This is a genomic window from Nocardioides taihuensis (assembly GCF_042657275.1).
Classification (GTDB): Bacteria; Actinomycetota; Actinomycetes; order Propionibacteriales; family Nocardioidaceae; genus Nocardioides; species Nocardioides taihuensis.
Window position 1 is genome coordinate 438,851 of the sequence record NZ_JBHSKD010000004.1, and the last position, 23,636, is coordinate 462,486.

Sequence of the window (23,636 nt, forward strand, 5' to 3'; positions counted from 1 at the left end):
CCGGGCTAGCCCTTCCGGTACGGGATGCCGTCTGCCGCGGGCGGGCGCGAGCGGCCGACGAGGCCGGCCACGGCGAAGATCGTCACGACGTAGGGCAGCATCAGCATGAGCTGGCTCGGCACGGGGGAGCCCAGCACCGACAGCACGCCCTGCAGGTTGGACGCGAAGCCGAAGAGCAGCGCCGCCAGCGTCGCCCGGATCGGGTCCCACTTGCCGAAGATCACCGCAGCCAGGGCGATGTAGCCGGCACCGCCGGTCATCTCGCGGTTGAACGCCTGCACGGAGACGAGGGTGTAGAAGGCGCCGCCGCCGCCCGCGATGGCGCCGGCCAGCAGGACCGTCCGCCACCGGGTGCGGTTGACGTTGATTCCGACCGTGTCGGCCGCCATCGGGTGCTCGCCGACCGACCGCACGCGCAAGCCCCAACGGGTGCGGTAGAGCGACCAGGTCACCGCCGCGACGGCGACGTAGAGCAGGTAGACGATCGGCGACTGGCGGAAGAGGATCGGGCCGATGACCGGGATGTCGGACAGCAGCGGGATCGCCACGGCGCTGAGCCGCGGCGGGGTGTTGAGCGAGGCGGTGTTGGGCGCCAGCACCTGGGAGAACATGAAGCTGGTGACGCCGATGACCAGCACGTTGAGCACCACGCCGACGATCACCTGGTCGACGTAGTAGTTGATCGCGAACAGCGCCAGGATCGAGGCCACGAGCAACCCGGCCACCGCCGCGCCGGCCACGCCTGCCCACGCCGACCCCGTCACGGAGCCCACGAGCGCGGCGGCGAAAGCGCCGGCCAGCAGCTGACCGTCGATGGCGATGTTGACCACGCCGGAGCGCTCCCCGAGCACGCCGCCGAGCGCCCCGAAGACGAGGGGCACCGCCAGGGCGAGCGAGCCCGCCAGCAGGCCGATCACCGGCACGGTGCCACCGGACGCCGCCCAGGAGAGGAAGCCGATCATCATCAACAGGGAGAACAGCGCCACCAGCCACAGCGGCGTGCGCTTGCGCGCGTGGTAGCGGCGGGCCGACTCTGCCGTGCAGACCGCCAGCAGGGCCACCATCAGCCAGGCCGTCCCCTGCGAGGAGACGGTGACGTCGGGGATCTGGAACAGGTCGTTGGCGGTCGAGAGCCGGAAGGTGGTCTCGCCCGGCTGTGGGACGAACCAGGCGACGGCGGCGAGGGCGAGCGTGAGCAGGCCGAACATCACCGGCGTCTTGCGGCTCACGACCACGATCACGGCCGGCTCGTCGGTCACGGTGGTGCCGGCCCTGTCGGTCTGCACCGGAGGGGTGTGCTCGCTCACTTCGCCTCCTTCTGGGGCATCCGGAAGATCGCCCGCACCAACGGGGGAGCGGCGATGAACAGCACGATCAGCGACTGGATGACCAGCACGATGTCGACGGGGATGCCCTGGGAGACCTGCATCGAGAAGCCGCCCGCCTTGAACGCGCCGAACAGCAGGCCGGCGGCGAGGATCCCGAACGGGCGGGAGCGACCCAGCAGCGCGACCGTGATCGCGTCGAAGCCGATACCGGCGTCGAGGTCGACCGTGACGCCGCTGGGGACGGTGCCCAGGACCTGGTTGGTGCCCGCGAGACCGATGAGGGCTCCGGAGATCAGCATCACGGTCACGTACGTCCGGCCGACGTCGATGCCACCCGTGCGGGCGGCGCTCGGGTTGATGCCGACGGCACGGAACCGGTAGCCCAGCGACGAACGCTCGAGGATCCACCAGACGACGAAGACGGCGACGAGCGCCAGCAGGAAGCCCAGGTGGAGGTTGTAGGTGTCGCCGAGGATCTTCGGCATGATCGCCGAGGAGTCCATCGGCAGCGACTTGGGGTTCACCGAGTTCGGCGCCTGGAGCAGGCTCTGCTGCGAGAGGGCGTAGAAGACGAGGTAGAACGCGACGTAGTTGAGCATGATCGTCACGATCACCTCGTGGGCCCCGGTGCGCGCCTTGAGCAGACCGGCGAGTCCGGCCCACAGGGCCCCCACGACGACGCCGACCACGATGGCCAGGGGGAGGTGCACCCAGATCGGCGCGTCCACGTTGATGGCGATCCACCCGGCAGCGGCGCCCGCCAGCAGCATCTGGCCGCGGCCACCGATGTTGAACAGTCCGGCCCGGAAGGCGAGGCCGACGCCGAGTCCGGCGGCGATCAGGGGGCCGGCGAACTTCAGCGTCTCGGTGAGCGGCCGGATGCCGGTCTCGAGGTCCGTGGCGCGGGTGTTGTAGATCGACCCGCGGAACAACGCGCTGTAGGCGCCCGAGATGGCGTCGTAGGAGGCGTTGAAGAAGTCGGACGGGCGGGCGGTGATGTAGCCGATCGAGTCGCGCACGTTCTCGTCGGTCAGCAGGATCATCAACGACCCGACCAGCACCGCCAGCAGCACCGAGAGCACGGCCACCATGGCGTCACCGGTGGTGATGGAGATCAGCGCCTCGCGCCACCGGTTGTCGGGCTCGACCTCGGGCTGCTCCTGCCCGGCGGCGTCGTCGTCGGGAGTCGGGGCCGGCTGCTCGGACTGCCCGGGCTGCTCGGACTGCTCGTCGGCGCGGCTCATGCCACCTCTCCTGCCGGTCGTTCTCCGGTCATCATCAGACCCAGCACCTCGCGGGGCGTGTCGGCGGGCACGATGCCGACGACCTGGCCGCGGTAGACGACCATGATCCGGTCGGCCAGGGCGGTCACCTCGTCGAGCTCGGTGGAGACCACCAGCACCGGTACGCCGGAGTCGCGGGTGGCGACGATCTGCTGGTGGATGAACTCGATCGACCCGACGTCGACGCCGCGGGTGGGCTGGGCCGCGACGAGCAGGCGCAGGTCGCGGGAGAGCTCGCGGGCGACCACGAGCTTCTGCTGGTTGCCTCCCGACAGCATGTCCGCCTGGGTGGAGATGCCGGGTGCACGGATGTCGTACTCGCTCAGCGTGCGCTCGGCGAAGGCCTCGAGCTCGGCGCGCTGCACCGCCGCCGCCCTGACGAACGGCGCCCCGAACGACCGGTCGAGCATCAGGTTCTCGGCGATCGTGAACTCACCGACGAGCCCGTCGGCCTGGCGGTCCTCGGGGATGAACCCGACGCCCACGTCGAGGATCTGACGCACCGAGCGGCCGACCAGCTCCTTGCCGTCGAGCGTGATCGAGCCGATCACGTGCTCCTGCAGGCCCAGCAGCGCTTCGGTGAGCTCGGTCTGGCCGTTGCCCTGGACGCCGGCGACCGCCAGCACCTCCCCGGCACGGATCGTGAAGCTGATGTCGTTGACGTGCACGAGGCCGTTCGCGTCAGCCACGGTGAGCCCCGAGACCACCAGGGCGTCTGCACCCAGCGTCGGGGGCTCCTTGTGCACGGTGAGCTCGACCGGGCGCCCGACCATGAGCGAGGCCAGCTCGGCATTGCTGGCGGTCGGGCTCGCCTCGCCGACGACCTTGCCGAGCCGGATCACCGTGATCCGGTCGGCGACCTCGCGGACCTCGCGGAGCTTGTGGGTGATGAAGACGATCGCCTTCCCGGAGGCACGGAGCTGGCGCATGATCTCCATCAGCTCGTCGGTCTCCTGGGGCGTCAGCACCGCCGTGGGTTCGTCGAAGACCAGCACCTCGGCGTCCCGGGAAAGCGCCTTGATGATCTCGACCCGCTGCTGAACGCCGACCGGGAGGTCCTCGACGATCGCGTCGGGGTTGACGTGGAAGCCGAACCGGTCGGAGATCTCACGGACCCGGGTGCGGGCGGCGTCGAGGTCGAGGGAGCCCGCGAAGCCGGTGGCCTCGTGGCCGAGCATGACGTTCTCGGAGACGGAGAACACCGGGATGAGCATGAAGTGCTGGTGCACCATGCCGATGCCGGCCGCGATGGCGTCGCCCGGGCCCGAGAACGACTGGACCTCGCCGTCGAGCACGATCTCGCCCTCGTCGGCGCCGTAGAGGCCGTAGAGGACGTTCATCAGCGTCGACTTGCCGGCGCCGTTCTCACCGAGCAGGCAGTGGATCTCGCCGGGCTCGACGGTCAGGGAGATGTCGTCGTTGGCGACCAGCGAGCCGAAGCGCTTGGTGATGTGCCTCAGAGCGAGCTGCATGGGGGGATCCTAGGGGACGGCTGCGGGGTGGGGGGGCCAGGGCTGGAGAGGCTCCAGCGGGCCCGGCCCGGGACGACCAGAGGGGGAGACCGCAACCGCGGCCTCCCCCTCTGGTCGAGGTGCTGGAACTACTGGTTGAGGTAGGACTTGACCGGGATCGAGCCGTCGATGATGCCGGCCTTCACCGTGTCGAGCTCGCCCTGCAGGTCGGGGGAGACCTTGCTCTCGAAGTTGTGGAACGGCGCCAGGCCGACGCCCTCGTTCTCGAGGGTGCCGATGTACGGCGTCATGTCCAGGTCGCCCTCGCCGGCCTGCATGATCGCCTCGTAGGTCGAGACGTCCATGCCCTTCATCACCGAGGTCAGGATGACGTCCTGGGTGTTCGGGTCGGTGTTGAAGACGTCGGCGTCCACGCCGATCATCGCGACGTCCTTGCCGGAGTCGGCGATCGCGGTCAGCGCGCCCTGGTAGATCGGGCCACCCACCGGCATGATCACGTCGACGTCCTGGTCGAGCAGCTGCGCGGCGGTGTTGGTCGCCGCCTGGTTGGCCTCGAAGCCACCGGTGAAGGAGCCGTTCTTGCCGTCCCAGCCGACGACCTTGACGTCGGCGCCCTTCTCCTGGTTGTAGTACTCGACGCCCTGCAGGAAGCCGTCCATGAAGATCGTCACCGTCGGGTACGGCTGGCCGCCGTAGGTGCCGACGACGCCGGTCTTGGAGTAGTCAGCCGCGGCGTAGCCCGCGAGGAACGCGGCCTGCGCGGTGTCGTAGAGCAGCGGCTTGATGTTCGGCTGGTCCGCCTTGCCGTCGAAGGTCTGGCCGTCGTCGCCACCGTCGGCAGCGTCGTCGATCAGGACGTACTCGAGGTCAGGGTTCGCGGCGGCGGACTCCTTGGTCGCGGCGGCCAGCGCGAAGCCGACCGTCACCAGGGTGTCGCAGCCCTCGGACACGAGGCTCTCGAGGTTCGGCGCGTAGTCGTTCTCGCTGTTCGACTCGACGGCCTTGAAGTCGCTGCCGAGCTCGTCGGCGGCCTTCTTCAGGCCCTCGTAGCTGAGCTGGTTGAACGACTTGTCGTCGAAACCACCCGCGTCGGACACGATGCACGGGAGGAAGTCGCTGGCTTGGCTGCCCGAGTCGCTGCCGGAGTCCTCCGGTGCGTCACCACAGGCGACCAGCGCCGTGGACGCCACGAGCAGGCCGACGGCTCCGACGACGGCCTTCCTCAACTTGATCACAATTGTCCTCCAGGTCCATTCGCGCCCCACGTACTTCGAGGGCGTCGCTCGGCACCGTACATGCTGGACAGGGCCGCTGTGATCCTGCTGCAGGGGTGACTTCCGATGGTTATCGAGTTGCGATGTTGTCGGGGGTTGCCAAGGGGTCGGGTGGCCGAAGCGCGTGCTCGTGCGCGAGGCTGGCCCCGACACGGAGGAGGCACGCCGGTGGATCGACTGGCCCCGGACGACTGGGCAGGGCTCACGGAAGCCGCTGTCGCGGCGATGAGGCGCGCGTACGCGCCCTACTCCCACTACCCCGTGGGCGCCGCGGCGCGGGTGGACGACGGCCGGGTGGTCGTGGGATGCAACGTCGAGAACGCGGCGTACGGCGTGACGCTGTGCGCGGAGTGCGGACTGGTCTCGTCGCTCATCGAGGGCGGCGGGGGACGGCTGACCCACTTCGTGTGCGTGAACGGCGCGCAGGAGCTGATCATGCCGTGCGGCCGCTGCCGGCAGCTGCTGGTCGAGCACGGCGGCCGCGAGCTCTCCCTGATGACCCCGCACGGCGTCAGGAGCATGGACCAGGTGCTGCCCGACGCGTTCGGGCCCGACGACCTGGGGGTGCGGTGAGCGAGGCCCACGACGCCGTCGAGGTGATCATCGCCAAGCGCGACGGCGCGGCACTGACCGACAGCCAGATCGACTGGGTCGTCGACGCCTACACGCGCGGCGCCGTCGCCGACGAGCAGATGTCGGCACTGGCGATGGCGGTGCTGCTCAACGGTATGGACCGGCACGAGATCTCGCGGTGGACCGCCGCGATGATCGCGTCGGGGGAGCGGATGGACTTCTCCTCGCTCTCGCGGCCGACCGCCGACAAGCACTCGACCGGGGGCGTCGGCGACAAGATCACCCTGCCCCTGGCCCCGCTGGTGGCCGCCTGCGGCGTCGCGGTGCCGCAGCTGTCGGGGCGGGGCCTCGGCCACACGGGTGGCACGCTCGACAAGCTCGAGTCGATCCCGGGCTGGCGGGCGGCGCTGTCGAACGACGAGATGCTCGCGCAGCTCGAGTCGGTCGGCGCCGTGATCTGCGCGGCGGGTGACGGCCTCGCGCCCGCCGACAAGAAGCTGTACGCGCTGCGTGACGTCACCGGCACCGTCGAGGCCATCCCGCTGATCGCGTCGTCGATCATGAGCAAGAAGATCGCCGAGGGCACCGGCGCGCTGGTGCTCGACGTCAAGGTCGGCACGGGAGCCTTCATGAAGGACCTCGACCGGGCCCGCGAGCTGGCCGGGACCATGGTCGGCCTCGGCACCGACGCCGGTGTGCACACGGTCGCGCTGCTCACCGACATGTCGACGCCGCTCGGCCGCACCGCCGGGAACGCCATCGAGGTCGCGGAGTCGGTCGAGGTGCTGGCCGGTGGCGGCCCTGCCGACGTCGTCGAGCTCACCCTCGCCCTCGCTCGCGAGATGCTCGCCGGCGCCGGGCGCGAGGACGTCGACCCGGCAGACCGGCTCGCCGACGGCTCGGCCATGGACGCGTGGCAGGCGATGGTCCGCGCCCAGGGCGGCGACCCCGACGCCCCGCTGCCGACGGCCCGCGAGCAGCACGTCGTCACCGCACCGTCCGACGGCGTGCTCACCCGGCTCGACGCCATGGCCGTCGGGCTGGCTGCCTGGCGCCTCGGCGCGGGCCGGGCCCGCAAGGAGGACCCCGTGCAGGCGGGCGCCGGCGTCGTCTGGCACGCCCGCCCCGGCGACGCCGTCACCGCGAGAGCGCCGTTGTTCACGCTCCTCACCGACGACGCCGACCGCTTCGACCGCGCCCTCGCCTCGCTCGACGGCGGCTACGACATCGCCCCGCCCGGCACGTCGTACACCCCGGACCCCCTGGTGATCGACCGGATCGCCTGACCCGCCGAGGTGGGAGAAATGGCGACGCGAGGTGGGAGAAATGGCGACGCGAGGTGGGAGAAATGGCGATCGGGTGACAGCCGTCAGCCGTCGATACCGTCACAGTCCTGATCGATGCCGTCGGGCAGCTCGGGCGCACCTGGGTACGTCGCTGGGTCGGCGTCGTTGCAGTCCCCGCCGTTGGGTGTGAAAGCCGTCGCCGTCGGTGTCGGCGCCCAGGACTTCGACGAAGCAGGTGAGAGTGATGTCGCCGTTGTCGGCCACGTGCATCTCGACGGTGCCCGGCCCGGTCCCGGAGCCGCTTCCGGGTACCACGCAGTCAGACCCGACGAACGATGCCCCCGGCGCGCCCTGCCGGCCGGCACGCGCGGTGTCGGAGAAGTCCCTCAGCTTGAGCGAGTGGTCCTTCACGTCAGCGGTCGTGACGTGTCGTCCTTGATGTCCTTGCCCGTGATCAAGCGCGCCGCCCCGGCCGATGACGCGAGCGCGGGCGCGAGCACGAGTCCGGCGAGGGCGAACGTGGGCAGTCGTCGCCCGGTGCCTGCGAGCAGTCGGGTCAACATCGGGCCACGGTAGGCACTAGGTGCGGGCGCAGCAGCGGAAAGTGGGTGCCGGCCCAGACCTTGACCGCCATTTCTGCCACCTCGGGTCGCCATTTCTCCCACCTCGGCGGGAGAGGTCGGCTACGACAGCAGGAGTACGACGGTCTCGGCGACGCAGGCGGGCTTGTCGACGCCCTCGATCTCGATCACGTACGTCAGGGTGAGCTGCTTGCCGGCGGGGAGGTCGGTGACGTCGGCGACCGCGACGGTGGCCCGGATGCGGGAGCCGACGGGGACCGGGTGGGGGAAGCGGACCTTGTTCACGCCGTAGTTGAGCTTGGCGCCGGGGGTCTCGAGGCTGAACACCTGGCTGCCGAGCCACGGGACGAGCGAGAGGGTCAGGTAGCCGTGGGCGATGGTGCCGCCGAAGGGGCCGTGCTTCGCCCGCTCGACGTCGACGTGGATCCACTGGTGGTCGCCGGTCGCGTCGGCGAACCGGTCGACCCGCGCCTGGTCGATCGTGACCCAGTCGGAGGTGCCGAGCTCCTCGCCGACCGCGGAGGCGACCTCGTCGAGCGTCGTGAAGGTGCGCATGGGATGGAAGGATAGGGGGGTGACCACCCCCACCCGCGACGAGGTGCTGCGCGCACCCAAGGTCCTGCTCCACGACCACCTCGACGGGGGGCTGCGTCCTGCCACCGTGCTCGAGCTCGCTCACGAGATCGGCCACGACCTGCCGGCGCAGGACGCCGAGGGGCTGGGCCGGTGGTTCCGCGACGCGGCGGACTCGGGGTCGCTCGAGCGCTACCTCGAGACCTTCGACCACACCGTCGCGGTGATGCAGACCTCCGAGGCGCTCGCGCGCGTGGCGCGCGAGTGCGTCGAGGACCTCGCCGCCGACGGGGTCGTGTACGCCGAGGTGCGCTGGGCCCCCGAGCAGCACCTGGCCGAGGGGCTCAGCCTCGACCAGACGGTGGCGGCCGTGCAGGCCGGCTTCGACCAGGGCCAGGAAGCGGCCGGCGGCCGGATCGTCGTCCGGCAGCTGCTGACCGCGATGCGGCAGGGCGCGCGCTCGCGCGAGATCGCCGAGCTCGCGATCGCCTGGCGCGACCGCGGCGTCGCGGGCTTCGACATCGCCGGCGCGGAGGCCGGCTACCCGCCCACCCGCCACCTCGACGCCTTCGAGTACCTGCAGCGCGAGAACGCCCACTTCACCATCCACGCCGGCGAGGGGTTCGGCCTGCCGTCGATCTGGCAGGCGATCCAGTGGTGCGGCGCCGACCGGCTCGGCCACGGCGTCCGCATCGTCGACGACATCGAGGTCGGCGCCGACGGCCACGCCCGGCTCGGCCGCCTGGCCGCCTACGTGCGCGACGCGCGGATCCCGCTGGAGATGTGCCCGTCGTCCAACATCCAGACCGGTGCGGCGACCTCGATCGCCGAGCACCCGATCGGCCTGCTCACCCGGCTGCAGTTCCGGGTCACGGTCAACACCGACAACCGCCTGATGAGTGGCACCTCGATGACCCACGAGATGTCGTCGCTGGTCGACGCGTTCGGCTACGACCTCGCCGACCTGCGCTGGTTCACGATCAACGCGATGAAGTCGGCCTTCCTGCCCTTCGACGAGCGGCTCGACATCATCAACGGCGTGATCAAGCCGGCGTACGCCGCGCTCGCGGCGCCACGCTGAACCACGGGCGGTCCCACCCAGCGAGCCGGAAGCGGCGGCCGAGGAGGGCGGCGAGCGGGAGGTCGACCCAGCGGCCCGACGACGGCTCGTAGACGCGCAGGGTGCCCTCGCGGCACTCCGTCACCAGCACGACGTGGCGCGGTGACCAGCGGTTGCCGACGTAGAGCGCCACCGGGGCCTCGGGTGTCGCCGCGGTGAGGGTGTCGGCCGTCACGCGCCCGGTCCGGTACGGCGTGCCCACGGTCGCGGCGAGATCGCGGGCCGCGGCCCACGGTGCGGTGCCGAGCGCCCGCGGCCAGGGCAGCTGCAGGCGGCCGGTGCGGTCGGTCCAGCCGGTCACGCGCCGGTGCAGCGCGAGCACCTCGGCCCGGAAGCCGGCGGCCGCCCCCACCCGCACGGCGTACGACGGCTCGTGCAGCGCCCGCGCGACGACGAGCGACGACGGCCCGCACGTCCGCCGGTCGGGCTGCGCGAAGACCGGCAGGTCAGCCATCGGCGGTCGCCGGCTGGCGGAGGTGCCGGAGCTCGCGCCAGGCCTCCTCGGGCGTGACTGCGCGGCAGCCGAGGGCGACCGCGTGCTCGACGACCCGCGCCTGGTCGCGCAACAGCGCCCACCCGCGGCGCACCAGCACCAGCGGCGGCTTGCGGCGCTCGCGCAGGTCACGGGTGAGCCGGCGCCAGGCGGTGACGACCGGGTGCTGCCGCACGCAGTAGGCCGCCGACAGCAGGCCGAGGCGCGCGCAGGCCGGCACCACCTCCTGGGCGAAGATCCCCTCGGCCACGAAGACGGCGTGCGCCCCGAGCTCGAGCGGCCGGCTGCCGCAGCGCCCGTCGCGGGCGATCTCGTAGATCGGAACCTCCGCCCGTCCCTCGCGGCACAGCGTCTCGAGTGCGGCGACGGCGTCGTCGTGCAGCCACGAGTCGGGGTGGTCCCAGTCGACCAGCCCGGCGTTCGCGCCGTCGGTGATCACCGGCAGGGTCGGGTCGTCGCCGTCCTTGTAGTAGTCGTCGAGCCGCAGCACGGGCACGCCGAGCCGCTCGGCGAGGTGGGACTTGCCGGCCCCGGAGGGGCCGGCGAGGACGATCACCCGGGCACGCACCGGCGCTCAGACCCCGATCGGGTGCCAGACCGTCTTGGTCTCGAGGACGTCGGTCATCCGGTCGATGCCCGGCTCGACGGCCCAGTCGGGCTCGGCGGCCGGGGCGCGGCGCACGCGCTTGAGGTTCTCCGCCGCCGCGACCTCGAGGTCGGTGGCCAGCGCCGCATCGCCGGCGATGCCGGTGAGGTCGATCGCGTTGACGTCCATGTGCGCAGCCAGCCACGGGCCGATCGTCGCGGCGGAGCCGGTGAGCAGGTTGACCACGCCGCCGGGCACGTCGGAGGTCGCGAGCACCTCGCTGAAGGTGACCGCGGGCAGCGGCCGCGCGTAGGAGGAGACCACGACGGCCGTGTTGCCGGTGACGATCACCGGTGCGACCACCGACACGAGCCCGAGCAGCGACGACTCCTGCGGGGCGAGCACCGCGACGACGCCGGTCGGCTCGGGCGTGGAGAGGTTGAAGTAGGGCCCGGCCACGGGGTTGGCGTTGCCGACGACCTGGGTGATCTTGTCCGCCCACCCGGCGTACCAGACGAGCCGGTCGATCGCGGCGTCCACGACCTTGTCGGCCCTGCCGGCGGCGAGGCCCTCGGACTGCCGGACCGCCTCGACGAACTGCGGGCGGCGGTCCTCCATCACCTCGGCGACGCGGTAGAGGATCTGCGCCCGGTTGTACGCCGTACGGCCGGCCCAGCCGCCGAAGGCCTTGCGCGCGGCGACCACGGCGTCGCGGGCGTCCTTGCGCGAGGCCAGGGAGGCGTTGGCCACGAAGGCTCCCTTCGCGTCGTTCACGACGTAGGAGTGGCCCGACTCCGAGCGGGGGAAGGCCCCGCCGATGTAGAGCTTGTAGGTCTTGCGGACGTCCACGCGGCTCATGCCCCGACCTCCTTGAGGTAGGACGCGAGGCCGTGGCGGCCGCCCTCGCGCCCGTAGCCCGACTCCTTGTAGCCGCCGAAGGGGCTGGTCGGGTCGAACTTGTTGAACGTGTTGGCCCACACCACGCCGGCCCGCAGCCGGTCGGCCATGTGCAGGATCAGCGAGCCCTTGTCGGTCCACACGCCCGCGGACAGGCCGTACGGCGTGTTGTTGGCCTTCTCGAGCGCCTCGGCGGGGGTGCGGAAGGTCAGCACCGAGAGCACCGGGCCGAAGATCTCCTCGCGGGCGATCCGGTGGGCCTGCGAGACGCCGGTGAAGATCGTCGGCGGGAACCAGAAGCCCTTGGTCGGCAGGTCGCAGGCGACCTCCCAGCGCTCGGCGCCCTCGGCGTCGCCGACCCCGGCCAGCTCGCGGATCCGCTGGAGCTGCTCGCCGGAGTTGATCGCGCCCACGTCGGTGTTCTTGTCGAGCGGGTCGCCCATGCGCAGCGTCGACATCCGGCGCTTGAGCCGCTCGAGCACCTCCTCGGCGATGCTCTCCTGGACCAGCAGGCGCGACCCGGCGCAGCAGACGTGGCCCTGGTTGAAGAAGATCCCGTCGACGATGCCCTCGACCGCCTGGTCGATCGGCGCGTCGTCGAAGACGATGTTCGCGGCCTTGCCGCCGAGCTCGAGCGTGACCAACTTGTCAGTCCCGGCCACCGCCCGGGCGATGGCGCGGCCGACGTCGGTGGAGCCGGTGAAGGCGACCTTGTCGACGTCCGGGTGCGCGACCAGGGCGCGGCCGGTCTCGCCGGCGCCGGTCACGATGTTGACCACGCCCGGCGGCAGGTCGGCCTGCTGGCAGATCTCGGCGAAGAGCAGCGCGGTCAGCGGCGTGGTCTCCGCGGGCTTGAGCACGACGGTGTTGCCGCACGCGAGCGCCGGGGCGATCTTCCACGCCAGCATGAGCAGCGGGAAGTTCCACGGGATGACCTGGCCGGCGACGCCCACGGGCGTGGTGCCGTACCCGGCGTACCCGAGCTTGTCGGCCCAGCCGGCGTAGTAGAAGAAGTGCGCCGCGACGGTCGGGATGTCGACGTCGCGCGACTCCTTGATCGGCTTGCCGTTGTCGAGCGACTCGAGGACGGCGAGCTCGCGGCCGCGCTCCTGGATGATCCGCGCGATGCGGTAGAGGTACTTGGCGCGCTCGCTCCCGGGCATCTTCGACCAGACGCGGGTGTAGGCCCGGCGTGCGGCCTTCACCGCGGCGTCGATGTCGGCCTGGTCGGCCTCGGCGACCTCGGCGAGGACCTCCTCGGTGGCCGGGCTGATGGTCTTGAAGGCCCGGCCGTGGCCGTCGACGAAGTCACCGTCGATGAACAGGCCGTAGGACGGCTTGAGGTCGACGATGCTGCGCGACTCGGGGGCGGGGGCATACTCGAAGGGGTTGTCAGCCATCGCGATCAGTCCAGGGTGAAGTAGTCGGGGCCGGAGTAGCGGCCGGTGCGCATCTTGGTGCGCTGCATCAGCAGGTCGTTGAGCAGCGTGGAGGCCCCGAAGCGGAACCAGTCGGGATCGAGCCAGTCGGGGCCGGCGACCTCGTTGACCATCACGAGGTACTTGATCGCGTCCTTGGCGGTGCGGATGCCGCCGGCGGGCTTGACGCCGACCATGTGGCCGGTCTGCTCGCGGAAGTCGCGGACCGCCTCGAGCATCACCAGCGTGACCGGCAGGGTCGCCGCCGGCTGCACCTTGCCGGTGGAGGTCTTGATGAAGTGGCCACCGGCCATCATCGCGAGCCAGCTGGCGCGACGGACGTTGTCGTAGGTCTGCAGCTCACCGGTCTCGAAGATGACCTTGAGGTGGGCCGAGCTGCCGTCGGCGCGTACGCACGCCTCGCGGACCGCGACGATCTCGTCGAAGACCTGGAGGTAGCGCCCGGAGAGGAAGGCACCCCGGTCGATCACCATGTCGATCTCGTCGGCGCCTGCCTCGACCGCGTCGCGGGTGTCGGCGAGCTTGATGTCGAGGGCGGCGCGTCCGCTCGGGAAGGCCGTCGCGACCGCGGCGACGTGCACGCCGCTGTCGCCGAGCGTCTCCTTCGCCACCGGCACCATGTCGGGGTAGACGCAGACCGCCGCGGTGGCCGGGCAGGTCGGGTCGGCGGGGTCGGGGCGCATCGCCTTGGACGCCAGGGCCCGGACCTTGCCCGGGGTGTCCTGGCCCTCGAGGGTCGTCAGGTCGACCATCCGGATCGCCAGGTCGAGGGCGAACTCCTTGGCGGTGGTCTTGATCGAGCGGGTGCCGAGGCCGGCGGCGCGCTTGTCGGCGCCGACCTGGTCGACGCCGGGGAGGCCGTGGAGGAAGCGTCGGAGCGAGGCGTCGGTCCGCGTGATGTCGGAGAAGTCCGTCGCGGGTGCGGTCGCCTCGGCTGCCGCGGGTGCAGCGGTGGGGGAACTCACCGACCCAGCATAGGGTGGCTCGCGGGGGCTGACCCAAACCCCGGAGAGGGGAACCGGTGACCATAGGAGCAGGCGTGGGCGAGCAGACCTCGGAGCAGGTGGTCGAGCAGTTCCGGCCCACCAGCGGCCGGATCACCGGCGTGCTCGGGCTGGTGCTCGCCGGAGCGGTGATCGTGGTCGGGCTGCTCGACCGTGACCAGTTCCCGATCCTGCTCGTCGCGATCGCGGCCCTGGCCGCCGCCCTGATCTGGGCGTCCATGCTGCGGCCGCGGCTGTGGGTGACCGACCAGCACGTCGTGCTGCGCAACATGGTGACGACCACGCGGATCCCGCTCGCCGCGGTCGAGAAGGTGGCGGTGCGGCAGGTGGTCGCGATCCACGCCGGCGACCGTCGCTACGTCTCGCCCGCGGTCGGCCGCTCGCTGCGCCAGTCGCTGCCGACCCAGAAGGCGAAGAACCAGACCGCCCTGACGTCCTACCCCGTCTTCGTGGAGGAGCGGCTGCACCACCTCGTCGACGAGGCGCGCGTCCGCACGGGCGTGAAGCCCTACTCCGACGAGCAGCTGGCGCTGGCGGCCCAGGTCGAGCGCAGCTGGGCCTGGCCCGAGATCGCGGCCCTGGCACTCGGGACCGTCGCCGTCGTCGTGGCGCTGCTGACTCTCTGACCTCCCGCCGTACGCTGTCCCCCCACGCCGAGGAGGACGACGATGACGCGACGAGCCACAGCCCGCCTGCTCGGCGCTGCCGTCGCCGTCGTGGTGCTGGCCGGCTGCGGCGGCGACGACACCTCCGACAGCTCCGCGAGCAGCGACCGCACCCGGCACGCGAACCGCACCCACGAGACCACCGCCACCACCGCCACCGACGGGGCGAGCACCGACAGCCCCGCGGGCGCCGCCACGAGCGAGGCGGCCGACGGTCCGGCGTTCCCGGCCGGCACGGCGGCGCAGGAGCAGGACAACTCCGGCGACTGGGACCTCGTGCTGACCGACGTCCGCGTCGGCTCGCACGAGGGCTACGACCGGATCGTGCTGGAGTTCGCGGGCACGGGCGTGCCGGGCTGGTCGGTGAAGTACGTCGACGAGGCCGTGCTCGACGGGAGCGGCAGGACCGTCCGGCTCGGCGGCGACTCCGTGCTGGACATCTACGCCTCCGGCACCACCTACCCGGCCGAGGGCGAGGCGGGGTACGAGGGTCCGCAGCACTTCGCGCCCGCGGACGGCGGCGACGTCGACGTCGACGACGTCTACGTCGGCGGCACGTTCGAGGGCTACACGCAGGTGCTGGCCGGGCTCGACGGCGTCCCGACGCCGTTCCGGGTGTTCACGCTGACCGCCCCGCCGCGGCTGGTGGTCGACGTCGCCGACTGAGGGGTCCGGCAGCCCCTCAGATGCCGGCCGCCAGCCGGATGTCGGCACCGAGCGCGTCGAGCCGGCCGGCAGCGGCGATCCGGGCCGCCTCCACGCCGTCGTCGGGGTGCACCGGCACGACGACCTCGAGGTAGCACTTGAGCTTGGGCTCGGTGCCGCTCGGACGCACGATCACCCGGGCTCCGTCCGCGAGGCGGTAGCGCAGGCCGTCGGTCGGCGGCAGCTCAGCGGAGCCCTCGGCGAGGTCGTCGACCCGCTCGACGGCGAGGCCGCCGAGGCTGGACGGCGGGGAGGTACGCAGCCGCTCCATCGCGGCGCCGATCTCGGACAGGTCGGAGACCCGCACGGAGACCTGGTCGGTCGCGTGGAGGCCGTGCTCGGTCGCGATGTCGTCGAGGACGTCGGTGAGGGTGCGGCCCTCGGCCTTGACCTGCGCGGCGAGCTCGCAGAGCAGCAGCAGGGCCGAGACGCCGTCCTTGTCGCGCACGTGCTCGGGGTCGACGCAGTAGCCGAGCGCCTCCTCGTAGCCGAAGGCGAGCCCCTCGACCCGGCCGATCCACTTGAAGCCGGTCAGGGTCTCGGCGTGCGGCTGGCCGGCCGCCGCCGCCTGCTTGGCGAGCAGGGACGAGGAGACGATCGAGCAGGCGTAGGTGCCGGTGCGCCCGGTGCGCAGCAGGTGGTGCGCCAGCAGGGCCCCGACCTCGTCACCGCGCAGCATCCGCCAGCCGTGCGGGCCGGGGACGGCCGCGGCGCAGCGGTCGGCGTCGGGGTCGTTGGCGACGACCAGGTCGGCCCCGCGGTCGGCGGCCAGCGCCATCGCGAGGTCCATCGCCCCGGGCTCCTCGGGGTTGGGGAAGGCGACCGTCGGAAAGTCGGCGTCGGGCTCCTCCTGCTGGGGCACGACGTACGGCGCGTCGAAGCCGGCCGTCTCGAGCACCTGCAGCACCGAGGTGCCGCCCACGCCGTGCAGCGGCGTGTAGACGAGCGTGAGGTCGCGCGGGCCGTCGCCGGCGAGGTCCGCGACGGTGTCGAGGTAGCGGTCGATGACGTCCTCGGTGAGCACCTTCCCGCCCGGGCCGCGGCGCACGTCGGCGACCGGACCGACGGCCGCGATCCGCGCGGCGATGTCGGCATCGGCCGGCGGCACGATCTGGCTGCCGTCACCGAGGTAGACCTTGTAGCCGTTGTCCTGCGGGGGGTTGTGGCTGGCGGTGACCATCACGCCGGCGACGCAGCCGAGCTCGCGGATGGCGAAGGCGAGCAGCGGGGTGGGCAGCGGGCGGGGGAGCAGCAGCGCCTTCAGCCCCGCACCGGTCATCACCTCGGCGGTGTCGCGGGCGAAGACGTCGGAGTTGTGCCGGGCGTCGTACCCGATCACCACGGAGGCCTCGCGGCCGGCGCCCTGGTCGAGCAGGTAGCGCGCCAGCCCGGCGGCGGCACGGGTGACGACGACGCGGTTCATCCGGTTGGGCCCGGCGCCCAGCGCGCCGCGGAGACCGGCGGTCCCGAACTCGAGCGTGCCGGCGAACCGGTCGGCCAGGTCGGTCGGGTCGCCGCCGTCGGCGACGTCCGCGATGATCGCGTCCAGCTCTGCCCGGGTGACCTCGTCGGGGTCGTCGGCGGCCCAGGCGCGGGCCTGCTCGAGCAGGGCAGAGGTGTCGGTCGTCATGGCCGCAGGCTAGTGGCTGGCACGAGGGGTGACACGATCGGTCGGTGGACCCGGCCGAGCTCCCAGCGCCCCGTGACCCCGACGCCCCGGTGGCGCGGTTGGTGGCCGAGCTCGCCGGCCACCTCGGCGTGCCGGGGACGGCGTCGGTCTGCGTGCTGCTGCTCGGCGGCGCCGACCGCGCCGACCACCTCCCGGAGCTGCGCTACCTGGCCGCCCGGTCGTTCGGACCCGGTGACCGGGCGCTCGACCCCGCGTCGTGGGGCGATCACTGGGTCCGCACGTGGGGCGCCCGCGGGCTGCTGCACGTGTGGCACGAGCCGGCGGGGCCGGCCGTCGTGGCGGGGCTCGGCGACGAGCACTGGCGACCGGCCGAGATGTGTCTGAAGGTGACGGCCCGGCACGACGTCACGGGTGCGGGCGACGGCGCCGCCGCGCTGGCCGGGCACGCGCTGCCCCGGGTGCGCGCCCAGGCGCTGCGCGCGCTCGCCGTCGTCGGCGACACCGAGCACGTGCCCGTCCTCGAGGCCGCGCTCACCGACCCCGACCCCGTCGTACGACGCCACGCGGCGCAGGCTCGCGAGGCGCTGGCCGCACGGCTCGACCTCGCGTGAGGCGGGCTCAGCGGTTGACCGACGACATGTCGGCGTAGCGGTCGCCCGCGACGGCATCGCGCGGGACCGCGGCGTCGATCGCCGCGAGGTCGTCGGCGGTGAGCTCGACGTCGGCGGCGGCGACGTTCTCCTCGAGGTAGCGGACCCGCTTGGTGCCCGGGATCGGGACGACGTCGTCACCCTGCGCGAGCACCCAGGCGAGCGCGAGCTGGCCGGGCGTGATGCCCTTGGCCACGGCGAGCTCGCGGACCTGCGCGACCAGCGCGAGGTTGGCCTCGAGCGCGTCGCCCTCGAAGCGCGGGAAGCGTCCGGCGCGGCGCGCGTCGCCCTCGTCGAGACCGGAGCCGCCGGCACCGATCGCGCCGGTCAGCAGGCCGCGGCCGAGCGGCGAGTAGGCGACCAGGCCGATGCCGAGCTCGCGGAGGGTCGGCAGCACGTCGTCCTCGAGGTCGCGGGTGAACAGCGAGTACTCGCTCTGCAGCGCGGTGATCGGGTGGACGTCGTGGGCGCGACGGACGGTGTCGGCGGCCGCCTCGGAGAGACCGAGGTGGCGCACCTTGCCGGCCTCGACGAGCTCCGCCATGGCGCCGACGGTCTCCTCGATCGGCACGTCGGGGTCGACCCGGTGCTGGTAGTAGAGGTCGACGTGGTCGACGCCGAGCCGCGACAGGGAGGCGTCGCAGGCGGCGTGGACGTACTCGGGCCGGCCGTTGATGCCGACCCAGCTGCCGTCGGGGCGGCGCTCGTTGCCGAACTTCGTGGCCAGCTGCACCTCGTCGCGGCGACCGGTCAGCGCCTTGCCGAGCAGCTCCTCGTTGGTGAAGGGGCCGTACATGTCGGCGGTGTCGAGGAAGGTGACCCCGAGGTCGAGCGCCCGGTGGATGGTGTCGACCGCGGTCTGCTCGTCGGCGGTGCCGTAGAACTCCGACATCCCCATGCAGCCGAGGCCGAGGGCGGAGACGGTGAGCGGGGAGCCCGACGGGGGCGTCCCGAGGGTGCGGATTCCGAGAGTCATGCTCCCGACACTGGCACGGGCGTGGTGAGGCTCAGGCGCGGTCGAGGGCCGGGCGCTCGTAGGCGGCCGTCACGAACGAGCCGCCGACGTACGCCGCCTCCGTGTCGTCCTCGACCCGCGCGACGATCCGGTCGGCGAACTCCTCGGCGTCGTCCTGCGGCTGGTAGCCGAGCCGGCGGCCGGGCTCGAGGTCCCACCAGCCCCGGCTGTTCGCGGAGACGCCGTACAGCACCGCGTAGCCGGGGGCCGGAGCGGTCAGGGCGGCCTCGACCATGCGCACGCCGTCGTCGTGCGAGAGCCAGGTCGAGAGGTGGCGCCGGGTCTCGGGCTGGGGCAGGAACGAGCCGATCCGGCACGCCACGGTGTCGAGGCCGCGGCGGTCGGCGTACAGGCTGAGCAGCGCCTCGGCAGCGACCTTGCCGACGCCGTAGAAGGTGTCGGGCCGGGGCCGGGTGTCCTCGGTGAGCAGCCCGGTGCGCGGGGTGTGGCCGACGGCGTGGTTGGAGCTCGCGTAGACCATCCGCCGCACGCCGTGCTCGACCATCGCGTCGAGCAGCGCGGCCGTGGTCACCACGTGGGAGGTGAGCGAGTCGGGGAGGTTCGCCTCGCCGGGGTGGCCGGCCAGGTGGACGACCGCGTGGGGCGACGCCTCGGCGAACACCGAGGCGACGGCGTCGGCGTCGGCGCTGTCGACGGTGTGCCACGGCACGGTGGAGCCCTCCGGCGGGGGGAGCCGGTCGAGGCCGACGACGTCGTGGCCGCGATCGGTGAGCCCGACCGTGACCACCTGCCCGATGGCGCCGGCGGCGCCGGTGACGAGGACCCGCACGGTCAGATCCGCGGGACGATGCGGGAGAGGAGGTCGCCCATCCGGGACGCGGCGGCGCGGCCGGCCTCGAGGACCTCCTCGTGGTTGAGCGGCTTGCCGGAGATGCCGGCGGCGAGGTTGGTGACCAGGCTGATGCCGAGCACCTCCATCCCGGCCTCGCGGGCCGCGATCGCCTCGAGCGTGGTGCTCATGCCGACGAGGTGGCCGCCGAGCACGCCGGCCATCCGCACCTCGGCCGGGGTCTCGTAGTGGGGGCCGGTGAACTGCACGTAGACGCCCTCGTCGAGCGAGGGGTCGACCTCGCGGCACATCGCGCGCAGGCGGCTGCTGTAGAGGTCGGTGAGGTCGACGAACCGGGCGCCGACGAGCGGCGAGCGGCCGGTGAGGTTGATGTGGTCGCTGATCAGGACCGGCGTGCCGGGCGTCCAGGACTTCTTCAGGCCGCCGCAGCCGTTGGTCAGCACCATGGCCCGGCACCCGGCCGCGGCCGCCGTCCGCACGCCGTGCACCACCGCGTCGACGCCCTTGCCCTCGTAGTAGTGGGTGCGGCTGAGGAAGACCAGCAGCTGCCGGTCGCCGGCACGCACCGACCGGATCTTGCCGGAGTGGCCCGCCACCGCGGCCGCCGAGAAGCCCGGCAGGTCGGTCGTCGAGATCTCCGCCGTCACCTCGCCGAGCGCGTCGACCGCCGGCAGCCACCCCGAGCCCAGCACCAGTGCCACGTCGTGGCTCTCCACGCCGGTCAGCTCCCGCAGCCTGGCGGCGGCTTCCTGGGCGAGCGCGTACGGGTCTGCGGGTGAGGTCGTCTCGGTCACAGCCGGAGACTCTATGCCCGCCCGGCCGAGGCGGGAGAAATGGTCACCCGAGGTGGGGCAGATGGCGATCGGGCCGGAGCGGCCATCGCCATTTCTCCCACCTCGCACCGCCATTTCTCCCACCTCGGCGGCCCGGGTCAGTTGCCGAGGGACCGGCAGGGGCGGTTGCGGAGGGCGGCGACGTAGTCGGCGGGTGCGTCGGCCGCGTCGGCGGCGTCGGCGAGGACGCCGAGGTACGACGCGGAGGGCAGGCCGCCCTCGTAGGCGTCGAGGACGTAGGCCCACACCAGCAGCTCGCCGGTGAGCGTGGAGACCCGGACCTTGGTCTTGCGGTAGAGGCCGGTGTCGGCGGCCTCCCACTTGTCCATCTCGCGGGCGTCCTCGTCGGTGACGTCGTAGACGGCGACGAAGACCTGCTCGAGGGGGTCCTCGACGATGGTGGCGAGTGCGCCGTCCCAGCCGTGCTCCTCGCCGCCGAAGGTCAGCCGCCAGCCGATCAGCCAGCCGGTCGTCTGCAGGGGGGAGTGGGGGCAGCGCTCGACCATCCGGGCGGGGTCCAGGTTGGTCCCGTAGGCGGCGTACAGCGTCACGGGCGCAGCGTAGTGGAGCCAGGGCCTGCGCCCGGCGAGGCGAGCCGTAGGCTGGCGCCCGTGAGCCACTTCAACGTCCTCGTCCTCGGCGCGGGCCCGGGCGGCTACGTCGCCGCCATCCGCGCCGCCCAGCTCGGCCAGTCGGTGGCCGTCGTCGAGTCGAAGTACTGGGGCGGTGTCTGCCTCAACGTCGGCTGCATCCCGTCCAAGGCCCTGCTGCGCAACGCGGAGCTGGCGCACATCATCACCCAGGAGAAGGACGTCTTCGGCATCTCCGGTGACGCCACGATGGACTTCGGCGTGACCCACAAGCGCAGCCGCGGTGTCGCCGAGGCCAGCGCCAAGGGCGTGCACTTCCTGATGAAGAAGAACAAGATCACCGAGGTGCACGGCTGGGGCACGATCACCTCGCCGACGTCGATCGACGTCACGGCGGACGACGGCAGCGTCGAGCAGCACACCTTCGACCACCTGGTCATCGCGACCGGCGCCACCACCCGGCTGATCCCCGGCACCACGCTGAGCGACCGCGTGGTCACCTACGAGGAGCAGATCCTCGACGACCAGCTCCCCGGCTCGATCATCATCGCTGGCTCCGGTGCGATCGGCGTCGAGTTCGCGTACGTGATGAAGAACTTCGGGGTCGACGTGACCATCGTGGAGTTCCTCGACCGGATGGTGCCGACGGAGGACGCCGACGTCTCCAAGGAGCTCCTCAAGCAGTACAAGAAGCTCGGCGTGAAGGTGCTGCTCTCCACCAAGGTCGAGGCCATCGACGACTCGGGCGACAAGGTCAAGGTGACCGTCAGCAAGGACGGCAACGAGGAGGTCCTCGAGGCCGACAAGGTCCTGCAGGCGATCGGCTTCGCCCCGCGGCTCGAGGGCTACGGCCTCGAGAACCTCGGCGTCGCCACCGAGCGCGGCGCCATCGTCGTCGACGCCCGCGGTCGCACGAACCTCGAGAACGTCTTCGCGATCGGTGACGTCACCGGCAAGCTGATGCTCGCCCACACCGCCGAGGCGATGGGGGTCGTGGCCGCCGAGACGATCGCCGGCGCCGAGACGGTCGAGATCGACTTCGACATGATCCCGCGCGCGACGTTCTGCCAGCCGCAGATCGCGTCGTTCGGCTACTCCGAGGCGCAGGCGAAGGAGAAGGGGTACGACGTCAAGGTCGCGCAGTTCCCGTTCTCGGCCAACGGCAAGGCGCGCGGCATGGCCGAGGGCGTCGGGTTCGTGAAGATCGTCGCCGACGCGCAGTACAACGAGATCATCGGCGCGCACCTGATCGGCCCCGAGGTCACCGAGCTGCTCCCGGCGCTGACCCTGGCCCGGCAGTGGGACCTCACCGCCGACGAGGTCGCCCGCAACGTGTTCGCCCACCCGACCCTCTCGGAGGCGGTCAAGGAGGCCGTCGAGGGCATCGCCGGCCACATGATCAACCTGTGATGGCCGCGCTGACCGAGCACACCGGGGACCACGTCGTCATCATCGGTGGCGGGCCGGGCGGCTACGAGGCCGCACTGGTGGCCGCCCAGCTCGGCGCGGACGTCACCGTCGTCGACACCGACGGTCTCGGCGGCTCGGCGGTGCTCACCGACTGCGTGCCCAGCAAGACCCTGATCGCGACCGCCGAGCTGATGGCCGAGCTGGGCGGCGCCTCCGAGCTCGGGCTGACCTTCACCGACCGCGAGGGCGACCACGCCTCGACGCTGAGCGTCGACCTGGCCCGCGTCAACGAGCGGGTGCTGCAGCTCGCCGCCGACCAGTCGGCCGACATCGGCCGCCGGCTCGACCGCGAGGGCGTCACCGTCGTCCGCGGTCGCGGACGTCTCGCGGGGCCCGGCAAGGTCGCCGTCGACCTCGCCGACGGCGGCGAGCAGGTGATCGAGGCCGGCGCGGTCCTCCTGGCCACCGGCGCCGCACCCCGCACGCTGCCGACCGCCCGGCCCGACGGCGAGCGGATCCTGACCTGGGAGCAGGTCTACGACCTCACCGAGCTGCCCGAGAAGCTGGTCGTCGTCGGCTCCGGCGTCACCGGGGCGGAGTTCGCCAGCGCGTACCTCTCGCTCGGGGTGCCCGTCACCCTGGTCTCGAGCCGCGACCGCGTGCTGCCCGGCGAGGACGCCGACGCCGCCCTCGTGCTCGAGGAGGTGCTCACCCGCCGCGGCATGGAGGTGCTCTCGCAGTCACGCATGGAGTCGGTGACCCGCGCGGGCGACGAGGTCACGGTGACCCTCACCGACGGGCGCACCGTCACGGCGTCCCACTGCATCCTCGCGCTGGGCTCGGTGCCCAACACCGCCGACCTCGGGCTCGAGGACGCCGGCGTGATCACCGACGAGGCCGGCTTCGTCAAGGTCGACCGCGTCTCCCGGACCTCCGCGCGCGGGGTGTACGCCGCTGGCGACTGCACCGGGATCCTGATGCTGGCCAGCGTGGCCGCCATGCAGGGCCGGATCGCGATGTGGCACTTCCTCGGCGACGCGGTGAAGCCGCTGGACCAGAAGAAGGTCTCCTCCAACGTGTTCACGGCCCCCGAGATCGCCACGGTCGGCTGGTCGCAGCGCGCGATCGACGCGGGCGAGATCGACGCCGAGACGATCGCCCTGCCACTGGCCGGCAACCCGCGGGCCAAGATGCAGGGCATCCACGACGGCTTCGTGAAGCTCTTCTGCCGCCCCGGCACCGGCATCGTGGTCGGCGGGGTCGTCGTCGGCCCCCGCGCCAGCGAGCTGATCCACCCGGTGTCGATCGCGGTCGCCGAGTCGCTCACCGCCGACCAGCTCGCGCAGGCGTTCACGGTCTACCCGTCCCTGTCGGGCTCCGTGGCCGAGGCGGCCCGGCGGCTGCACCGGGTGTAACGG

The 23,636-nt window shown here is 72.2% G+C and carries 25 protein-coding genes; 8 read left to right on the forward strand and 17 right to left on the reverse strand.

What is annotated here, in order from left to right:
* Nucleotides 1-5: 5 nt before the first annotated feature.
* From ACFPGP_RS05280 to ACFPGP_RS05295, 4 genes are all read right to left on the reverse strand, one after another.
* Nucleotides 6-1,307 carry an ABC transporter permease gene (locus ACFPGP_RS05280; RefSeq protein ID WP_378587824.1) on the reverse strand — a complete coding sequence of 434 codons (1,302 nt, stop codon included), beginning with the start codon at nucleotides 1,305-1,307 and terminating at the stop codon, nucleotides 6-8.
* Nucleotides 1,304-2,572, reverse strand: a complete 1,269-nt coding sequence (locus tag ACFPGP_RS05285; RefSeq protein ID WP_378587827.1) for an ABC transporter permease — start codon at nucleotides 2,570-2,572, stop codon at nucleotides 1,304-1,306. Before ACFPGP_RS05285 ends, ACFPGP_RS05280 begins: the two co-directional genes overlap by 4 nt.
* Nucleotides 2,569-4,083 carry an ABC transporter ATP-binding protein gene (locus ACFPGP_RS05290; protein WP_378587830.1) on the reverse strand — a complete coding sequence of 505 codons (1,515 nt, stop codon included), beginning with the start codon at nucleotides 4,081-4,083 and terminating at the stop codon, nucleotides 2,569-2,571. Before ACFPGP_RS05290 ends, ACFPGP_RS05285 begins: the two co-directional genes overlap by 4 nt.
* A gap of 128 nt (nucleotides 4,084-4,211) precedes the next feature.
* Complete coding sequence (locus ACFPGP_RS05295) at nucleotides 4,212-5,318, reverse strand: BMP family lipoprotein (RefSeq protein WP_378587834.1); 1,107 nt, start codon at nucleotides 5,316-5,318, stop codon at nucleotides 4,212-4,214.
* Between the two features lie 216 nt (nucleotides 5,319-5,534).
* Between ACFPGP_RS05295 and ACFPGP_RS05300 the strand changes: the two genes are divergently transcribed.
* Both ACFPGP_RS05300 and ACFPGP_RS05305 read left to right on the forward strand, forming a co-directional pair.
* A complete protein-coding gene (locus ACFPGP_RS05300; protein WP_378588103.1) occupies nucleotides 5,535-5,930 on the forward strand; it encodes a cytidine deaminase in 396 nt (131 codons plus the stop codon).
* Nucleotides 5,927-7,216: a thymidine phosphorylase gene (locus tag ACFPGP_RS05305; RefSeq protein WP_378587837.1), complete on the forward strand. Its 1,290-nt coding sequence runs from the start codon at nucleotides 5,927-5,929 to the stop codon at nucleotides 7,214-7,216. The genes ACFPGP_RS05300 and ACFPGP_RS05305 overlap by 4 nt, the downstream gene beginning before the upstream one ends.
* 83 nt (nucleotides 7,217-7,299) lie before the next feature.
* Here the strand turns inward: ACFPGP_RS05305 and ACFPGP_RS05310 are convergent, their stop codons facing one another.
* From ACFPGP_RS05310 to ACFPGP_RS05320, 3 genes are all read right to left on the reverse strand, one after another.
* The gene (locus ACFPGP_RS05310; RefSeq protein WP_378587840.1) at nucleotides 7,300-7,581 is read right to left on the reverse strand and encodes a putative metal-binding motif-containing protein; all 282 of its coding nucleotides are present in this window, start codon (nucleotides 7,579-7,581) and stop codon (nucleotides 7,300-7,302) included.
* A 42-nt stretch (nucleotides 7,582-7,623) separates the two neighbouring features.
* The gene (locus ACFPGP_RS05315; RefSeq protein WP_378587843.1) at nucleotides 7,624-7,779 is read right to left on the reverse strand and encodes a hypothetical protein; all 156 of its coding nucleotides are present in this window, start codon (nucleotides 7,777-7,779) and stop codon (nucleotides 7,624-7,626) included.
* Between the two features lie 120 nt (nucleotides 7,780-7,899).
* Nucleotides 7,900-8,352 carry a MaoC family dehydratase gene (locus tag ACFPGP_RS05320; protein WP_378587846.1) on the reverse strand — a complete coding sequence of 151 codons (453 nt, stop codon included), beginning with the start codon at nucleotides 8,350-8,352 and terminating at the stop codon, nucleotides 7,900-7,902.
* Between the two features lie 19 nt (nucleotides 8,353-8,371).
* On the opposite strand from ACFPGP_RS05320, the gene ACFPGP_RS05325 reads away from it, so the two are divergent.
* The gene (locus ACFPGP_RS05325; RefSeq protein WP_378587849.1) at nucleotides 8,372-9,451 is read left to right on the forward strand and encodes an adenosine deaminase; all 1,080 of its coding nucleotides are present in this window, start codon (nucleotides 8,372-8,374) and stop codon (nucleotides 9,449-9,451) included.
* Here ACFPGP_RS05325 and ACFPGP_RS05330 read toward each other — a convergent pair.
* From ACFPGP_RS05330 to deoC, 5 genes are read right to left on the reverse strand one after another with little or no spacing between them, the layout of a single operon-like run.
* Entirely contained in the window at nucleotides 9,414-9,944 is a 531-nt protein-coding gene (locus ACFPGP_RS05330) for a hypothetical protein (RefSeq protein ID WP_378587851.1), read from the reverse strand. The two genes, ACFPGP_RS05325 and ACFPGP_RS05330, sit on opposite strands and share 38 nt — an antisense overlap.
* On the reverse strand, nucleotides 9,937-10,551 hold the full coding sequence (locus tag ACFPGP_RS05335; RefSeq protein ID WP_378587854.1) for a uridine kinase family protein: 615 nt from the start codon (nucleotides 10,549-10,551) through the stop codon (nucleotides 9,937-9,939). Before ACFPGP_RS05335 ends, ACFPGP_RS05330 begins: the two co-directional genes overlap by 8 nt.
* A 6-nt stretch (nucleotides 10,552-10,557) precedes the next feature.
* Entirely contained in the window at nucleotides 10,558-11,427 is an 870-nt protein-coding gene (locus ACFPGP_RS05340) for an aldehyde dehydrogenase family protein (RefSeq protein ID WP_378587857.1), read from the reverse strand.
* A complete protein-coding gene (locus tag ACFPGP_RS05345) occupies nucleotides 11,424-12,866 on the reverse strand; it encodes an aldehyde dehydrogenase family protein (protein WP_378587860.1) in 1,443 nt (480 codons plus the stop codon). Before ACFPGP_RS05345 ends, ACFPGP_RS05340 begins: the two co-directional genes overlap by 4 nt.
* A gap of 5 nt (nucleotides 12,867-12,871) precedes the next feature.
* Entirely contained in the window at nucleotides 12,872-13,870 is a 999-nt protein-coding gene (gene deoC / locus ACFPGP_RS05350) for a deoxyribose-phosphate aldolase (RefSeq protein WP_465263248.1), read from the reverse strand.
* 74 nt (nucleotides 13,871-13,944) lie between these two features.
* On the opposite strand from deoC, the gene ACFPGP_RS05355 reads away from it, so the two are divergent.
* Complete coding sequence (locus tag ACFPGP_RS05355) at nucleotides 13,945-14,535, forward strand: hypothetical protein (protein ID WP_378587863.1); 591 nt, start codon at nucleotides 13,945-13,947, stop codon at nucleotides 14,533-14,535.
* 42 nt (nucleotides 14,536-14,577) lie between these two features.
* Nucleotides 14,578-15,240, forward strand: a complete 663-nt coding sequence (locus ACFPGP_RS05360) for an AMIN-like domain-containing (lipo)protein (RefSeq protein WP_378587865.1) — start codon at nucleotides 14,578-14,580, stop codon at nucleotides 15,238-15,240.
* Between the two features lie 16 nt (nucleotides 15,241-15,256).
* Here ACFPGP_RS05360 and ACFPGP_RS05365 read toward each other — a convergent pair whose 3' ends face one another.
* Nucleotides 15,257-16,909: a phospho-sugar mutase gene (locus tag ACFPGP_RS05365; RefSeq protein WP_378587868.1), complete on the reverse strand. Its 1,653-nt coding sequence runs from the start codon at nucleotides 16,907-16,909 to the stop codon at nucleotides 15,257-15,259.
* A 44-nt stretch (nucleotides 16,910-16,953) separates the two neighbouring features.
* Here ACFPGP_RS05365 and ACFPGP_RS05370 point away from each other — a divergent pair, with 44 nt between their 5' ends.
* Nucleotides 16,954-17,520 (forward strand): HEAT repeat domain-containing protein, encoded by a 567-nt coding sequence (locus ACFPGP_RS05370; RefSeq protein ID WP_378587871.1) that lies wholly within the window; start codon nucleotides 16,954-16,956, stop codon nucleotides 17,518-17,520.
* A 7-nt stretch (nucleotides 17,521-17,527) separates the two neighbouring features.
* On the opposite strand, the gene ACFPGP_RS05375 is transcribed toward ACFPGP_RS05370, so the two are convergent.
* From ACFPGP_RS05375 to ACFPGP_RS05390, 4 genes are all read right to left on the reverse strand, one after another.
* Nucleotides 17,528-18,535 (reverse strand): aldo/keto reductase, encoded by a 1,008-nt coding sequence (locus tag ACFPGP_RS05375; protein WP_378587874.1) that lies wholly within the window; start codon nucleotides 18,533-18,535, stop codon nucleotides 17,528-17,530.
* A gap of 31 nt (nucleotides 18,536-18,566) precedes the next feature.
* Nucleotides 18,567-19,364, reverse strand: coding sequence for an NAD-dependent epimerase/dehydratase family protein (locus tag ACFPGP_RS05380; protein ID WP_378587877.1), 798 nt, complete (start codon nucleotides 19,362-19,364; stop codon nucleotides 18,567-18,569).
* A 2-nt stretch (nucleotides 19,365-19,366) separates the two neighbouring features.
* Nucleotides 19,367-20,179: a purine-nucleoside phosphorylase gene (locus ACFPGP_RS05385; protein WP_378587880.1), complete on the reverse strand. Its 813-nt coding sequence runs from the start codon at nucleotides 20,177-20,179 to the stop codon at nucleotides 19,367-19,369.
* Nucleotides 20,180-20,316: 137 nt separating this feature from the next.
* A complete protein-coding gene (locus ACFPGP_RS05390) occupies nucleotides 20,317-20,769 on the reverse strand; it encodes a gamma-glutamylcyclotransferase family protein (RefSeq protein WP_378587883.1) in 453 nt (150 codons plus the stop codon).
* Between the two features lie 60 nt (nucleotides 20,770-20,829).
* Between ACFPGP_RS05390 and lpdA the strand changes: the two genes are divergently transcribed.
* A complete protein-coding gene (gene lpdA, locus ACFPGP_RS05395; protein WP_378587886.1) occupies nucleotides 20,830-22,218 on the forward strand; it encodes a dihydrolipoyl dehydrogenase in 1,389 nt (462 codons plus the stop codon).
* On the forward strand, nucleotides 22,218-23,633 hold the full coding sequence (locus ACFPGP_RS05400) for an NAD(P)H-quinone dehydrogenase (protein ID WP_378587889.1): 1,416 nt from the start codon (nucleotides 22,218-22,220) through the stop codon (nucleotides 23,631-23,633). Before lpdA ends, ACFPGP_RS05400 begins: the two co-directional genes overlap by 1 nt.
* Nucleotides 23,634-23,636: the final 3 nt, after the last annotated feature.